Below are 15,291 nucleotides of genomic sequence, written 5' to 3'. Positions count from 1 at the left end.
ATCAATAAAGTGGAGTAGTTTTAACAATATATTGTATTAGAACCAAAGATTTTGAAATATATCAGGTTCTAATTGAGCATGATGAAATAGAATTAGTTGGATTATAAATTTCGATTGGAGGATACATATCACATTATGAATCAGTATGAAGTATTTGAAGTTACAATATCAGGAATGGAACCCGGAGATGATTGGGTAAATGTTGATGTCAATGCAGTATTTGAAATCAACGGAAAAGAATATGTAAGAAAAGGCTATTATGCAGGAAACGGATCATATAAAGCCAATTTTTTACCAAAAGAGACAGGGATCCTGCGCTATCAAGTAAGCGGACTTGTAGCTGCAGTAGGAGAGGAAAAGGTAGAACCCGCAGCCGAAGGGAGACATGGTCTGGTAAGAGCAGTAGGAACTAAATTCGAATATGAAGATGGAACAAAATACTTACCATTTGGAACCACTGTGTATGCATTGCTTCATCAGGAGCAGGAATTAGTGAATCAGACCATGCAGACCATGCAGGAAGCTCCATTTAACAAAATTCGTTTCTGTGTGTTTCCAAAGTTCTTTGATTTCAACCGTAATGAACCGAAAGTCTTTGCATTTGAAAAGAATGAAGATGGAAACTGGAATGTAAACCGGCCATGTATGGCGTTCTGGGATGAACTGGAGTATCGAATATCCCAATTTGATAAGATGAATATTCAGGTAGATTTAATTCTGTTCCACCCATATGATCACTGGGGATTTATGCATCTTACCAGAGAGGAGTGTTTTATCTACTTAGAGTATATGACCCGCAGACTTTCGGCTTATCCAAATCTCTGGTGGTCCTTGGCTAATGAATATGATCAGATGGCTGATTTTGACCTGGAGCGTTGGGAGGATATTGCCACTTTTCTACGTAATCAGGATGGTTATGGACATCTTCTGAGCAACCATAATTTTGTAATTCCATGGGATTTTTCTAATCCTGATATTACCCATGTCTGCCTACAGACTTCGGATGCACAGGAGATACCGCTTCTGATAAAGAAATATGGAAAACCGGTTATGTATGATGAGATGGGTTATGAAGGCAATATACCATATGGCTGGGGAAATCTGTCTGCTTTTGAGATGGTAAACCGTTTTTGGAAAACTATGTGTTATGGCGGTTATGCAACCCATGGTGAAACCTATATGGAGAAGATGAATGATGACCAGGTTCTTTGGTGGAGTAAGGGTGGAGTTCTGAGAGGAGAAAGCCCTGCAAGGATCCGCTTCTTACGTGAGTTGATGGAATCCTTCCCCGGAACACCGCAAGTTTATCAGCCTGAAAATGGATTGAAAATTGAGAGCCAGGAACAATTGAAGGAACAATTAGCTAAGAATATTCCGGGCTTCTCTGATAACCTTGTGTTTATCTGCATGATAAAATTGAATGAAGAACAATTTAAGCATATGTTGAAATTTTTTACACAGCCAATCCTTCACGTGGGGGATGAAGTATATCTTCAATATTTCGGAGATATGTGCACGATCTACGGAAGCATCGAGCTTCCTAATAATTATAAATATAAGGTTGAAATTATTGATGTTTGGGAGATGACTAGAACAATTGCTGCGGAACATGTGAACGGTAAGGTAGAAATAGTTCTCCCTGGAAAGCCAGGAATCGCTATGTTAGCTACGATGGAATAAATTTTTATCAAATATATGAAAAATTACATTAATTATATAGTTTAATAATTATTTAAATAGAGTTTTCGTCAAAAGTCACACAAATAACATTTGATTAACAAATAAAATTTTAAAATGACTTTTGATGCTTTAATCATAAAGGATAATACAGAATAAGGAGAGAGATAAAATATGGTTTATAATAATTATTCATTCACAATACCACAAGAGAAGCAAGTTAGAGTAATTATCGATACCGATGCTAAAAACGAGGCGGATGACCAGTATGCCATCGTTCAGGCATTGCTCAGCCCGAAGTTCGATAATATCGGCTTTGTCGCTGCCCGTTATGGTAGAGAAAGCGGCAGTGTGGATCGAAGCTATGCTGATTTGGAGAAAATCTTTGATTTGATGCAGTTTAATACAGAAGGGATGTTATATCATGGAGCAGAGTCCCCACTTAAGAATGAATTTACTCCGTAGGATTCGGAAGGAGCCAGATTCATTATAAGGGAAGCCTTAAAAGAGGATGAGCCGAATGTATCGCCAGTTCAGGCGATAACCATGGAAAAGTAGTAACGAAGGGGTATCATTTTAGTTATGCGGACGGATCAAAATATATTCCATTTGGTACAACCTGCTATGCTTGGGTAAACCAACCTGAAGAGCTGCAGGAACAGACATTGGAAACCATAAAGATGTCATGTTTTAATAAGCTTCGTATGTGTATTTTTCCAAAATCAATGCCGTATAACAACAACTATTAAAAGCAAGTATAGCACTAACTTCTATACAGATGGAATTTACTTATTGAAAATCGAATTTACTTCTTTATTTTACTTTTGAAAGATTTATTAATAAGGATTCGAACATAAGATCTGATTATGTTAACGGAAAAATAGAAGGCCTAACGGATGAAATTATTTTATCAGGAGCATATGTAAAATATGAACCCTTTTGGTTTCGAACTTTCCGATATTTGAGGATACAAATTGAAGCAGATGAGGAAGAAGTCACCCTTTATGAGCCAATCTTCAGAAGAACCGGTTATCCGTTGGAGGTAGGATCCTATGTTAAATCCTCTGAAGAGTGGGTTTCCGGTATATGGAATATGTGCGTCAATACTTTGAAGAATTGTATGACAGAAACCTATATGGATTGTCCGTTTTATGAGCAGATGCAGTTTTCCATGGATACAAGATTGCAGGCATTATTTACATATGCAGTTAGCAATGATACGACACTTGCGAAAAAAGCACTTAAGGACTTTCATAATTCTATGATGCCAGATGGATTAATACAGGGGAAATACCCAAGTGCTTTTCCGCAGATCATCTCTACATTTTCCTTGCATTATATCTATATGATTTTTGAATATTATCAACAAACTGGTGATTTATCTATAGTAATAGCTCAAATCCAGAATAAATGCTGGGACGAAAACAAGGGTCTTTTTAAAGAGGGACCAGATTTTACACAATATACGCAGCATGCTCAGGCCTGGGCTGTTTTAAACGAAATGGTTCCATTAGACAAAGGAAGAGAAATATTAGAGAAAACATTTTATGATGATTCTATTCTTAAATGCTCGTTTTCCACCAGCTATGAGCTTTTCCGTGCTATGGAGAAGACAAATTTATATGGAGAAACCAAGCATCTACTGAATCGTTGGATACATCTGCTTGACTTAGATTGTACGACTTGTCCCTTCTGCAAGCCTGATCAAGGCTGCATCGTACACCTTTGACGCTACATGCCATACTGCATTCAGCCCTATCGGGTCGTGGGGCTTGTTAGTACCGAGGAATAGATGCTGGCCTTCACTTTCGGGTCTTTCCGACGTGATGTAATCATAGATGGCGTTTCCGATTACTGCAATCAGGGGCAAAACTAACGGAACATCGGTCTTATTTTGAACAATACGGATTTCCTCGTTTTCCCAGTCTATCCCATCCAGCGTAAGGCCTGAGATGTCACATGGCCTCATCCCTGTGAAGAACAGGAGTGTTCCAATCGCCTTGTTGCGTAAGGAAAGACCAGCTGCGCAGTCACCGGAAAAAACCACGTGCAGTTTTTGATTCTCCTCCGGCTGTAAATACGGTATGTTCTTCCGCTTTGGCCTTATGCATGGAAGATATGCAAGGATCCTTCTTGCATTAGTCGTATATTTACCGAGGTCAGCCTTGAAGACCGCCGCTACCTGCTTTTTGTAGCCGCAACCGGATTACCTTTATAAATCGTATCTGTAAAAGCATCAACAACAAAACATTTAATTTTTAACACTTAATTTTTCTTTTTTGTAACGACCTGGAGATACTTCGACTGAATTAGTAAATTGTTTTGTAAAGGAATAAGTATCACTATACCCGGTTAATATTGCTGTTTCTTTAATGGAATTTCCGGATAATAGCATAAGTTTAGCATGTTTCATGCGTTGAGCTATACGATACTGGGCTGGAGAAGTACCAATATATTTTCGAAATTGCTTTCTAAAATTCTCGTAACTCATATTAATTTTAGTAGCTACCTCCTTTAATGAGATTACTGAGCTTATTTCTGAAGAGAGTAAACGACAGGCTTCATCCATAGCAACTTTAATTGGATCTTCACCATGGGTTTTGCTATCTGAAATAAGTATATTTAAAAGTAATTCCTGTGCCTGAAGTGATAAATAAGGTAGATCATTAACGTTAGAAATTTTAATCAAATTTAATAATCCTAATAATCTTTGGTGTATAGTTTCGTTATAATTTCCTTTCCCTACTGGAGTGTCCTTTGGTATTAAATTTAGACTATTAAGATAATCATACGTAGTACGACCAAAACTAATAAAAAATTCTAACCAGTTACCATCAGGGACAACTTCAGTGGTATGAATAACTCCTGGAATACGTTGGACAAAATCGCCCGCGTGGATTTGGCGTTTGTTATTGTCACTTTCATAATAATAACCGTTTCCTGATAATAGTATAAAGCAACTATAATAATCGATTAAAAAATTATATTGAGATTGTTCTTTGGTAGGTTTTGTCATAAAACCACAAGCTAGAATCCCATTAGTAAAATCTGAACCAATGCATCGATATATAACATCTTTTTTCATTTCAAGCTTCATTTGACTCTTCCCTTCTAATATAATTACCATAAAGGATAAAAAATTAACCAAACAAAACATTTTGCATAACCAATATATATAGTAATATAGTAAATAAAATTGTACAAGTAGAAATAAGATAAATACCAGATAAGTATGAAATAAGATAAATACCAGATAAGACAAAAAGGAGATATTATGATTAGAGAATGGGAAAATCAGTATGTAACACAAAGGAATCGTTATCCGATGCATTCTCCGTATGGAGTATATGAAACGGTAAAACAAGCATTAGAGTATGATCGTACTGCTTCAAAGTATGTTCAAAGCTTGAATGGAATGTGGAAATTCAAGCTTTCAGAAAGTCCGTTTCAAGTTCAGCAAGAATTTGGAAATGTTAATTTCGATGATAGCTGTTGGGATGTAATACCCGTACCATCTAATTGGGAACTTCATGGTTATGGAAAACCTGTTTATGTGAATATTGCGTACCCTTTTGAAAGAGGAGGAATTGATTCCCATCATGAAATTGAGATTGCCAAAGGCCAGGTAGAACTGAACGCTCCTTATGTGCCCGAGAAAAATCTTACAGGATGTTATCGAACTACATTTGAAATTCCTGATTACTATAATGGCAAAGATATCATGATTGAATTTGGAGGAGTTGAGTCCTGTTTCTATTTCTATGTAAATGGAATTGAAATTGGATATTCACAGGACAGTAAGCTGGATGCAACTTTTGATATAACTCATGCCGTTAATGTCGGGACTAATGTATTGGCTGTTAAAGTACTCCAATTTTGCGATGGTACCTATTTGGAGGATCAAGATTATTGGCATTTGTCAGGAATTTATCGAGAGGTAAAGATTTATGCAAAGGCAAAACAACGTCTTATAGATTATAAAGTTGAAACTTTATTCAAAGGTGATAACTACGCTGAGTCAGAATTACGAATTATACTTCATCCAAATAATGTTGTAAAAGGCTATGGAGAATGTTTTGTAAAATTAAGTTTATATGATGCAAAAAAGGAATTAGTTGCAACTACTAAAAGCGCCCCCTACTCAAAATGCGGTTTTTATTTGATGCCTAAATATGTCGCAGTCACTTCAATAGCAGTAAAAGAACCGTATTTATGGTCGGCTGAGGATCCATATCTATATACCTTAGTAATGGAGACCATTGATGGAACGGGGGATGTCACAGATATAGAAAGTACAAAAGTAGGTTTTCGCAAGGTCGAAATTGGTACGGATGGAGTACTTTATATAAATGGAAAACGGCTAATTGTACGAGGTGTAAATTTACACGAGTTTTGTCCAGAGACCGGTAGAGTTATTACGAATGATTATATGAGGCAACAGATTATTTGTATGAAGCAGTTAAATTTTAACGCTGTACGAACCAGTCATTATCCTCATGTAAATGAGTGGTACGATCTCTGTGATGAGATGGGAATTTATTTAATAGATGAAACAAACCTTGAAACGCATGGTTATGGAGGTCAGTTAAGTTCATCACCGGAATGGACTTCTGCTTATGTGGAACGTGCTTCGCGTATGGTCCTTAGGGATAAAAATCATCCATCTGTGATTCTATGGTCCCTAGGCAATGAATCAGGGGCAGGCATAAATCATGCAGCCATGTATGGATGGATCAAAGAATATGATAAGACTAGGTATGTACAATATGAGTCCTGTAATCCTGCAGCAAATATTACGGATATTCTTGCACCAATGTATCCATCAAAAGACTGGATTGAAGAAAAAATGGCTGATATGAAGGATCTCAGGCCTTTCATTATGTGTGAATATGCTTATGCTAAAAGTAATAGTAATGGTAACTTTATGGAGTTTTGGGAGCTTGTAGATAAATATCCCCGTTTTCAAGGGGGGTTTATCTGGGACTTCCAGGATAAAGCTTTAACAATGAAAAGAAAAGACGGAACCTTTAAGTACGTATATGCGGGAGCATTTGAGGAGGCTGTTATTGATCCTGTAGAAGATATGTGTTTGAATGGAGTCGTATTTCCGGATCTCAATTGGAAACCTTCTGCATATGAGATAAAAAATTGCCAGGCTCCAGTAAAGATAGTTTACGACGTACCTCCATTTTTAGGCCCCAAGGGATATAAAATAATTAATAACTATCAGTTTAAAAATCTTAGTCATCTTAGAATAACATGGGAATTGGAATGTGACGGTATTGTTAAAGATAATGGTGAATTAAAGCAATATTTCACCCCTGCAGGCGAAGCAGAACATTTGGATCTACCTTTATGTCATAATCAAGCAAGTGGTGAAGCTTATATTAATCTCAAGGTTTCTTTAAGGGATAATACAAATTATGTTCAGGCAGGCTATTTTATCTACACTAAGCAAATTCCTCTGGAACAATCTGTTTTAAGTAAGAAAGTTACATGTATCGCTGGTGAAATGCTTACTATGAATGAAATGGAGCATCATATTACCATCACAGGGCAGTATACGAATATCTGTTTCGATAAAAAGACCTGTTCCTTTTCTAAAATTGTTTTAAAAGGGGAAAGTAGGATGACAGGTGGTCATGATAATTTTTACAGACCTGTAACTGGTATTGATGAAGGCATAAAAGATTCGGGTAGAAATTATGCATGGGATTGGCGTGAAGAAGGCCTTCATAAGCTAATAATAAATGTATTGAATATAAACACGGCAGTAGCAGATAATCAGATATTTATTTTTACAGAAGTGTCTTATCAAGATGTAAAATTAAAGGTATCTACGCAATTTCGAATCGGAAGTGAAGGGATTGAGATTAATAAGACGGTGATTAATAATTGTTCTAGTCATACAATTCCAAGAATCGGTTTAACCTTTGTTTTACCTGAAGAAAACAACCAAATTACATGGTATGGGCGCGGTCCATGGGAAAATTACTGTGATAGAAAAACATCAGCCCAAATTAGTTGCTATAACAGTACTGTTTCTGAACAATATACCCCGTATATCAAACCGGTAGAATGCGGAGGAAAAGAAGATATAAGGTATTTGAAAGTAATAAACTCATTAGGTAAAGGAATATGTGTTTCAAGTGCTGAACCTTTTCATTTTGACATTCATGATTATTCAATCGAAGCTTGTGATCAGGCTGCATATGAAGATGAAATAATAAGAGATAACAATATATATTTGAATATAGATTATAAGCATGCTGGGGTCGGCGGAGATACAGGCTGGATGAGGAACATTCATTCAGAATATTGTATTGGAAAAGGATTTTATCATTATCAGTTTACAATTGAAATTGTTTAGAGAAGTGTATGGATATACTTAAAACAGCCTTCATTATCGGCAATATTTAATAGTAGTTATTAACTATTTTAGTTACATTGATAAAGATAAGTAATGATTTGGAATCACTCTTCTGAAATTGTTATTGATGATACTTAGTGTCTGCTGATTAAATGGCTTCCGCCTGAAAATCGGCAGCTCTGTTCCATAAAATTTGTATCAGCAAAATCAACGTAGAAAGTACTCGCGTCTGAATCTTGAAAAGATTCGTCACGAATACAGATAATGCTATCGAGGTGAGTGAGGTCTCTTCCAGCTTAGTCCGGATTAGACCCAATCCATAACACGTTTACTCAAGCTGAACGTTCTTTCCACTTCGATTCTATCTACATTATCTTGATATTCTATCTTTTTATCTACTTTTGCTGTTTCGCTTGGTCGTCCAAGCTTTGGTCCTGATAACCGGATACCATGCAGCTTACAATTGTTCAGCCTCCACGGCTGTTGTTCACTGTTTTGGCCTGAAGCGGTGGGTATCCAAAGTGTTTCTTGAACTGCTTGGAGAAGGAGAACATATCCGAATAACCTAAACGTTCGGCTACTTCGGTTACCGGGAGATTCTCCTGTCCTAGGAGAATGAGTGCAAGGTCCATTTGCTGTTTCAAGTGATACTCCTTCGGACTGAGACTGTAATTTTCCTTGAATTTTTTTTGGAGATAGCGGGTAGATATTCCGATTTCATTTGCAACCATCGGAATACTGATTTTCTCAAATGGATGGTCTTCGATGATGTGCCGCACCTTTTCTATCCGGCTGTCTGTACTTTTCTTATCGGAATACCTATCCAATATTTCATAGAAATCATATAGGAGCTGATATAAATATGAAGAACTAATCTTCTCCGTTACAGCACCTTCTTCTTTATTGTAAAGTTGGTGCAGCTTCCGAAAAAGCTCGTCGTAGTACATGAGATTTTTCGGATACATGTAGTAGTAAAAGGAGTCGGTCAGCTCTTTGGTCACATTAAGCCCATTGCAATCATAAATTCCAAATCGCAATCCTACTATTTGTAGCGGATTCTGTATATTGACACTGGCATGATGTTCTACCCCATGACTGATAAAAACTAAAGTGCCCCGGGTTAGTTGGATATCCGTACCGTCATGCATGTGGTAGCAACCTTCACCACCTCTTACATACAAGATATGCAGGTCGTTATAGTTTTGAAGAGTAGATTTCCAGCCGGGATAGACGGAATAGCGAAAACTCCCGTGCATTTTAAACTCAAATTCTTTGGAAGCATTTTTTATTAATCGCCAAAAGCCTTCTTTTACTAGTTCGCAAAATGACATATAATTCTCCTTTTAAGATATTCTTATTAGAACTGAAAAGTTATAATATTAGTATATCATAAAATTAATTAAGTCGCAAAAAGATAAAGGAGAGTGGTAAAAGTGCGAGCGATAATGGTAATGTTTGATTCTCTTAACCGTCATATGCTTCCTCCCTATGGATGTGACTGGGTAAAGGCTCCTAATTTTCAAAGACTGTCTGAAAAGACGGTGGTTTTTGATAACAGCTATGTGGGTAGTATGCCTTGTATGCCTGCGCGCCGGGAATTACATACAGGAAGATATAATTTTCTTCACCGCAGTTGGGGACCACTGGAGCCTTTTGATGATTCCATGCCGGAGGTATTAGGGAAGAATGGTGTCTATACACATCTGGTCAGTGATCACCAACACTACTGGGAGGATGGAGGCTGTACCTACCATCAACGGTACAATACATGGGAAATTGTCCGGGGGCAGGAGGGTGACAAATGGAAAGGGGAAGTGAAGGATCCAGATGGTCCTGTGCATATGGGGCGAAGCAGTCGTCAGGATGTAGTCAACCGAAAATACATGCAGAAGGAAGAGGATCAGCCTCAGGCGGTTACCTTCAAACTTGGATTTGAGTTTTTGGAGAAAAATAAGGATGACGACAACTGGTTTCTTCAGATAGAAACCTTTGATCCTCATGAGCCCTATTTTACACAGCAGCATTATAAGGACCTTTATCCTCATGAGTATGACGGCCCCCAATTTGACTGGCCTCCGTACCAACCGGTAAGTGGGGAGGAACGCCCATATGTCCAGCATGTCCAATATGAGAACGCGGCATTAATCAGTATGTGCGATCATTATATGGGTAAAGTTCTTGATTTCATGGATGAACATGATATGTGGAAGGATACCATGCTCATTGTCAATACAGATCATGGTTTTCTTTTGGGCGAGCATGACTGGTGGGCTAAAAACTCCATGCCTTTTTATGAGGAGATTGCGCATACACCTTTGTTTATCTGGGATCCCAAGGTAGCCATTAAAGGAGTCCGTAGGTCTGCACTGGTACAGACCATAGATCTGGCACCAACAATTCTGGATTATTTCAATATTGCTGCTCCTTCTGATATGCAGGGAAAAGCTTTAAAGGATACGATTCAGAATAATACAAAAGTACATGATGGTATTCTTTTCGGAATCAACGGGGGACATGTCAATTGTACCAACGGAAGGTATGTCTATATGCGCGCACCTGAATCTGAAATGAATGCTCCGCTATATGAATACACCTTGATGCCCACACATATGTGGTGTATGTTTCCACCTGAAGAGCTACAGAATATCCAATTGGCAGCCCCCTTCTCCTTTACGAAGGGATGTAGAACTATGAAAATTGAATCCCGACAGTACTTCGGATCTCACTCCTTCGGAACCCTTCTTTTTGATTTGCAAAAAGATCCAAATCAGAATACTCCGCTCAAGGACGCAAAGGTGGAAAAAAATATGATTGATATTATGGTGAGCCTAATGAGGGAAAATGACTGCCCGGAGGAACAATTTAAAAGGCTAGGGCTGACAGACAAATAGGGTCAAAATAGAAAGTATATCATGTTGATATAAAATTGATACACAATTATCCGGTAATTTAGTCCAGAATCAAAATTGAATGGAATGCCAAGAACAGCAATATATACGGAAGATACTGCATTTACAAGCGTGAGTTAGTGGAAACTGCTACATTGATCTAATAATAAGGTTATTATCTTTTTATTTATTTTTTGCTTATGTAGGGCATTAGGAGGAAGACATAAATGCAGATTTTTTACTTTCTTGTAAGCTTTTTGGCTTCAATCATTGGGGCAATATGCGGCATCGGCGGAGGCGTGATTATTAAGCCGACTCTGGATTTGCTTCATTTGGCGAGTGTTTCTTCAATCAATTTTTTGTCAGGTTGTAAAGTACTTGCTAGAGGGACAATTCAGATGTCATAAAGCGGAACTGAAGGCTGTAATGATGATTTGACGTGTTACTATATTAATAGTATAGTGGTTAATGAAGATATAATAGAAATCGAGATATAAATATGAATAAAAAACAGGCAATGAATCCATATCTAGACAGGTGCAGATCATGGGAAATGCAATACCATCTTTGATTCTGACATTTTGCCGTCAGGGACCGATTTTTGTGCCATTGATCTTTCTTTTAGATGGGTTGTTTCATCTGGATGGTATATTCATTTATAAATTATAAGTAGAATTATATCAAAAGGCAGTTTGTTTCACTGTCAAAAAATTAAATAATCAAAGGAGGGACACAGCATGAAGCAACGTCCAAATTTTATTGTGATTCATACCGATCAACATCGTTTTGACTGCGTCGGAATTAACAATCGTCGAAAGGGAATCTATACACCATATCTTGATACAATCGGTAATATGGGAGCGAATTTTACTGCATGTTATAGCAATTGCCCACTGTGTATTCCACAGCGTATGTCATTTCTCACTGGGCTGACTCCGGAGCACCACGGATTATTATCAAATATTGGAATACCATATTTCCCAATGGAAACCAGCCTGCCGACAGAAATGCGTCGTGGGAGCTATCAAACAGCTATGGTGGGGCGTACAATGCATACATATCCAGCAAATGAGTCTTATGGATTCGAATATTATCTGCCTGGAGATCCAAGCAGTGAAAACAAAGATACAACAGATGCTTTCTTTAAGTATCTTCGTGATAATAATAGTGATGAAACTGGTGGATACTATGGTAATGGAATTAACAATAATTCCCGTGCGGCAGCACCTTTCCATTTGTCTGATGAATTCCATCAAAGCAAATGGACAGTAAATCGTGCAATGGATTTCTTAGATAATCATGATCCATCTCGCCCATTTATGTTATTCGTTGGCTTTTATGCACCACATTCACCACATAATCCGCCGGTAGAATACTTTAACCGTTATTATAATCGTGAAGATCTGGATAATCCTGCAATTGGTGATTGGGAAATACCGCCAGTTAATAGTGGAAACTTTATGTCAAGCTACATCAATTTGAAAGATGAAGAACTTAGAGCAGCAAGAGCTGGTTATTACGGTAATATTTCATTCCTGGATGCTCAGGTCGGACGTTTGCTTACTAATCCTATGATTGCATTTGGATGCAATACTTATGTGATTTTTACTTCAGATCATGGCGAGATGCTTGGAGATCATTATATGTATCATAAGAGCCGTCCTTACGAAGGATCTTCACATTTGCCACTTTGTATTATGGGGCCTGGAATTAGTGACAATCAGACAATTGATGCACCTGTAGGTTGGCATGATCTTATGCCAACAATCTTGGATCTGGCAGGCCTTGAGATACCTTCAAGTGTGGATGGACGTAGTATTGCACCTTTGCTTCGCGGTGAAGGGACATCTACTCCTTGGCGTAAATATATGCACGGCGAAACAGTACATAACTTCTTTGGTGAGGTAAAAACTCGCCCAGTTGATCCTAGACATAACTTCTACTATGAGAAGGGAACACAGTATCTTACAGACGGAAAAATCAAATATATTTGGCATATTACTAGTGGTTTGGAACAGCTTTTTGATCTTTCTAGTGATCCAAATGAGTTGCATGATCTATCACAAGAGCAGGAGTGGCAGTCAGTTTTGGAAAAGTGGAGAGCTGATTTAGTAAAGGAATTAGAGAACCGTCCTGAAGGGTTCAGTGATGGCAAAGATTTAATTCCAGGCAGGGAAGTAATGAAAGTAAGTCCGGAAATTGACAAGTTGATCGATCAACGACAAGCAGAAGGTTTCCGTCTTGCATACACGTTCGGTGGAAAGAATCCAATTGCTAAGATGGAATATGAAAATAACTTAATGAACTAATTTTATAAAATGATATGAAAATGCTGTATTTAAACCTGTTGAGGTTTTGAATACAGCATTTGTAAGCGATGAATAAGATACCGTATGGCATAATTCACCCTTGGTGTACCAAAACGTTAAAACGGTAATGGTATATGATTTTCTGGTGTTATATTTTCAACATCGATCAGGCCTGTGCAGTGTTCCTTTATAAAATCGCTCCATGGTAATAACTTTTCTATGCCTGCGGGCTCATTTTTGTAGTCCGGCATATACAGCAGCACCATGTAAAGATACTGGTACACATTTAAGTGATTGGCCTTAGCTGTTTCTATCATGCTATACATGACTGCACTGGCACCTGCACCTGCTACAGAAGTGTGGAACATGAAAGCTTTTCTACCCAGAGCATAACTTTTCACACGACGTTCAGCGGCATTGTTGGATATCTCACATCTGCCATCCAGCAGATAGTTACATAGAGTCTCTTTATAATTCAGGGCATAGTTCACTGCTTTTTCAAGTTTGCTTCCTCCAAGTGGATTTATTGTTTCTATCCATTTAAAGAAGCTGTTCCAAACAGTTACTTCTTTTTCCTGACGTTTGATCATTCTATCATCAGGGGGTAAGATCCTTAAGCTACGCATAGATGGAAGCAGCGAAACAAGGACAATGTTTAAGATAGTATTGCCTTTGATGAAAACATCAATTTCAACATGTCTGGTATTTGATTTCTGTTTTGTATGGGGAGAACTGATGTGGGCACAGATTGTAACATCTTTTGCGGATAAGGGAATTCCGCTTACGATTGGACTTCTGAATTTCCAGGGGCAGTATACAAAAGACTGGGGAACTCTCACAGCCGCTATGTGTCTGGTTATGATACCGATGTACGCGTTATTCATGTTAACACGGAAATATTTTGTGACAGGGTTGACATCTGGAAGTGTAAAGGGATGATGACTTATACTAGGATAGAAAATGAAAAGGGGCAGTAAAATGAAATATGAATCTTTTTGTCCGGGCCAGGTATGGTTGGACACAGAAGGAAAACGGATTCAGTCGCACGGTGGTTCTGTGATGTATCTGAATGGAGTATATTATTGGTACGGAGAAAATAAAGAAAAAACGACGGGTCTTGATGAAGTCTGGCATTGGGGTGTGAGGTGCTACACTTCTACAGATTTATATAACTGGGAAGATAAAGGACTGATTATTCCGCCTGAAACAGAAGATCCCCGGTCATCTCTGCATCCCTCTTCCATGATGGACCGACCGCATATTATATATAACAAAAGTACAAAGAAGTTTATATGCTGGATGAAAATCATGGACAGGGCTGGTTCGCAGACAGAGACTGTAATGACAGCTGATGATATCCTTGGACCATACACGAAAGTGAGAGAGGGATTAAAGCCTCTGAATATGAGCGCAGGAGATTTTGACCTGGCGGTTGCACCTGACGGAAAAGCATATTACTATTTTGAGCGTGTCCACAGTGAAACAATCTGTGCAGACCTGACATCGGACTATACAGATGTGACGGGATATTACAGTACACATTTTCCCCATTCGCACCCACCTTATGTGAGAGAGGCAACTGTGCATTTCAGCAGGGATTTCAGACATTATTTGATTACGTCTGGAACCACCGGCTATCTCCCCAATCCTTCTGAGGTTGCGATCGCGGATACATGGCATGGACCATATAAGGTATTGAGTGATCCCCATCCAGGGGATGAAAGCCGAACCTCTTATCATTCACAGATATCTTCTATTTTCAAGGTTGAGGGAAAGAAAGACCTTTATGTTGCAATGGCGGACAGATGGGTGCCGGATCAGATGGACTTAAAGTATGACGAATACAGTAAAATGTATGAGAAAATGTTTCATCCGGAATTTAAAGGTAAGATTGATTTTGGAAAAAAAATTGGGGAAGATTCCAAAAGGAACACATCCATTGCGGACTATGTCTGGCTTCCGCTGCGGTTTGAGGGAGAGATGGTATATGTGGATTGGAAAGAAGAGTGGAAAATAGAAGATTACGAGTAAATAAAATATATTTTTG

Annotated in this window: 13 protein-coding genes and 1 pseudogene; 9 read left to right on the top strand and 5 right to left on the bottom strand. The window is 38.2% G+C overall.

Features of this window, described 5'->3' with window-relative positions; translation table 11 throughout:
* The first annotated feature begins 135 nt into the window (after window positions 1–135).
* From V7D18_RS20270 to V7D18_RS20260, 3 genes are all read left to right on the top strand, one after another.
* On the top strand, window positions 136–1,680 hold the full coding sequence (locus V7D18_RS20270) for a DUF5605 domain-containing protein (protein WP_426156921.1): 1,545 nt from the start codon (window positions 136–138) through the stop codon (window positions 1,678–1,680).
* 171 nt (window positions 1,681–1,851) lie between these two features.
* On the top strand, window positions 1,852–2,142 hold the full coding sequence (locus V7D18_RS20265; RefSeq protein ID WP_426156919.1) for a hypothetical protein: 291 nt from the start codon (window positions 1,852–1,854) through the stop codon (window positions 2,140–2,142).
* A gap of 496 nt (window positions 2,143–2,638) precedes the next feature.
* Window positions 2,639–3,406: a hypothetical protein gene (locus tag V7D18_RS20260; protein WP_426156917.1), complete on the top strand. Its 768-nt coding sequence runs from the start codon at window positions 2,639–2,641 to the stop codon at window positions 3,404–3,406.
* On the opposite strand, the gene V7D18_RS20255 is transcribed toward V7D18_RS20260, so the two are convergent.
* Both V7D18_RS20255 and V7D18_RS20250 read right to left on the bottom strand, forming a co-directional pair.
* Window positions 3,347–3,646 carry a hypothetical protein gene (locus V7D18_RS20255; protein WP_426157004.1) on the bottom strand — a complete coding sequence of 100 codons (300 nt, stop codon included), beginning with the start codon at window positions 3,644–3,646 and terminating at the stop codon, window positions 3,347–3,349. The genes V7D18_RS20260 and V7D18_RS20255 overlap by 60 nt on opposite strands.
* A 282-nt stretch (window positions 3,647–3,928) precedes the next feature.
* Complete coding sequence (locus V7D18_RS20250) at window positions 3,929–4,774, bottom strand: helix-turn-helix domain-containing protein (RefSeq protein WP_426156915.1); 846 nt, start codon at window positions 4,772–4,774, stop codon at window positions 3,929–3,931.
* A gap of 177 nt (window positions 4,775–4,951) precedes the next feature.
* On the opposite strand from V7D18_RS20250, the gene V7D18_RS20245 reads away from it, so the two are divergent.
* On the top strand, window positions 4,952–8,047 hold the full coding sequence (locus V7D18_RS20245; RefSeq protein ID WP_426156913.1) for a glycoside hydrolase family 2 TIM barrel-domain containing protein: 3,096 nt from the start codon (window positions 4,952–4,954) through the stop codon (window positions 8,045–8,047).
* Window positions 8,048–8,195: 148 nt separating this feature from the next.
* Here the strand turns inward: V7D18_RS20245 and V7D18_RS20240 are convergent.
* A pseudogene (locus V7D18_RS20240) lies at window positions 8,196–8,515 on the bottom strand (transposase); the annotation flags it as partial.
* Window positions 8,515–9,378: an AraC family transcriptional regulator gene (locus tag V7D18_RS20235; RefSeq protein ID WP_426156911.1), complete on the bottom strand. Its 864-nt coding sequence runs from the start codon at window positions 9,376–9,378 to the stop codon at window positions 8,515–8,517. The pseudogene V7D18_RS20240 and the gene V7D18_RS20235, both read right to left, overlap by 1 nt.
* A gap of 102 nt (window positions 9,379–9,480) precedes the next feature.
* Between V7D18_RS20235 and V7D18_RS20230 the strand changes: the two genes are divergently transcribed.
* From V7D18_RS20230 to V7D18_RS20220, 3 genes are all read left to right on the top strand, one after another.
* Window positions 9,481–10,938: a sulfatase gene (locus V7D18_RS20230; RefSeq protein ID WP_426156909.1), complete on the top strand. Its 1,458-nt coding sequence runs from the start codon at window positions 9,481–9,483 to the stop codon at window positions 10,936–10,938.
* Window positions 10,939–11,162: 224 nt separating this feature from the next.
* Window positions 11,163–11,342 carry a hypothetical protein gene (locus V7D18_RS20225; RefSeq protein ID WP_426156908.1) on the top strand — a complete coding sequence of 60 codons (180 nt, stop codon included), beginning with the start codon at window positions 11,163–11,165 and terminating at the stop codon, window positions 11,340–11,342.
* A 330-nt stretch (window positions 11,343–11,672) separates the two neighbouring features.
* Window positions 11,673–13,244 (top strand): sulfatase-like hydrolase/transferase, encoded by a 1,572-nt coding sequence (locus tag V7D18_RS20220; RefSeq protein ID WP_426156906.1) that lies wholly within the window; start codon window positions 11,673–11,675, stop codon window positions 13,242–13,244.
* Between the two features lie 116 nt (window positions 13,245–13,360).
* Here the strand turns inward: V7D18_RS20220 and V7D18_RS20215 are convergent, their stop codons facing one another.
* Window positions 13,361–13,870 (bottom strand): IS66 family transposase, encoded by a 510-nt coding sequence (locus tag V7D18_RS20215; protein WP_426156904.1) that lies wholly within the window; start codon window positions 13,868–13,870, stop codon window positions 13,361–13,363.
* Here V7D18_RS20215 and V7D18_RS20210 point away from each other — a divergent pair.
* Both V7D18_RS20210 and V7D18_RS20205 read left to right on the top strand, forming a co-directional pair.
* Window positions 13,827–14,183, top strand: a complete 357-nt coding sequence (locus V7D18_RS20210; protein WP_426156902.1) for an ABC transporter permease subunit — start codon at window positions 13,827–13,829, stop codon at window positions 14,181–14,183. The two genes, V7D18_RS20215 and V7D18_RS20210, sit on opposite strands and share 44 nt — an antisense overlap.
* Before the next feature lie 39 nt (window positions 14,184–14,222).
* Entirely contained in the window at window positions 14,223–15,275 is a 1,053-nt protein-coding gene (locus V7D18_RS20205) for a family 43 glycosylhydrolase (protein WP_426156901.1), read from the top strand.
* Window positions 15,276–15,291: the final 16 nt, after the last annotated feature.

It is taken from the genome of Lacrimispora sp. 38-1 (assembly GCF_049890855.1).
Taxonomy (GTDB): domain Bacteria; phylum Bacillota; class Clostridia; order Lachnospirales; family Lachnospiraceae; genus Lacrimispora.
Note: the sequence above shows the minus strand (reverse complement) of the source record. Positions and strands in the feature narration are given on the sequence as shown.

Excerpts from the sequence above, each read along its gene's own strand:
- V7D18_RS20270 (WP_426156921.1), top strand. The coding sequence starts at position 136 with ATGAATCAGTATGAAGTATTTGAAGTTACAATATCAGGAATGGAACCC.
- V7D18_RS20265 (WP_426156919.1), top strand. The coding sequence starts at position 1,852 with ATGGTTTATAATAATTATTCATTCACAATACCACAAGAGAAGCAAGTT.
- V7D18_RS20255 (WP_426157004.1), bottom strand. The coding sequence starts at position 3,646 with ATGAGGCCATGTGACATCTCAGGCCTTACGCTGGATGGGATAGACTGG.
- V7D18_RS20250 (WP_426156915.1), bottom strand. The coding sequence starts at position 4,774 with ATGAAGCTTGAAATGAAAAAAGATGTTATATATCGATGCATTGGTTCA.
- V7D18_RS20245 (WP_426156913.1), top strand. The coding sequence starts at position 4,952 with ATGATTAGAGAATGGGAAAATCAGTATGTAACACAAAGGAATCGTTAT.
- V7D18_RS20235 (WP_426156911.1), bottom strand. The coding sequence starts at position 9,378 with ATGTCATTTTGCGAACTAGTAAAAGAAGGCTTTTGGCGATTAATAAAA.
- V7D18_RS20225 (WP_426156908.1), top strand. The coding sequence starts at position 11,163 with ATGCAGATTTTTTACTTTCTTGTAAGCTTTTTGGCTTCAATCATTGGG.
- V7D18_RS20220 (WP_426156906.1), top strand. The coding sequence starts at position 11,673 with ATGAAGCAACGTCCAAATTTTATTGTGATTCATACCGATCAACATCGT.
- V7D18_RS20215 (WP_426156904.1), bottom strand. The coding sequence starts at position 13,870 with ATGCGTAGCTTAAGGATCTTACCCCCTGATGATAGAATGATCAAACGT.
- V7D18_RS20205 (WP_426156901.1), top strand. The coding sequence starts at position 14,223 with ATGAAATATGAATCTTTTTGTCCGGGCCAGGTATGGTTGGACACAGAA.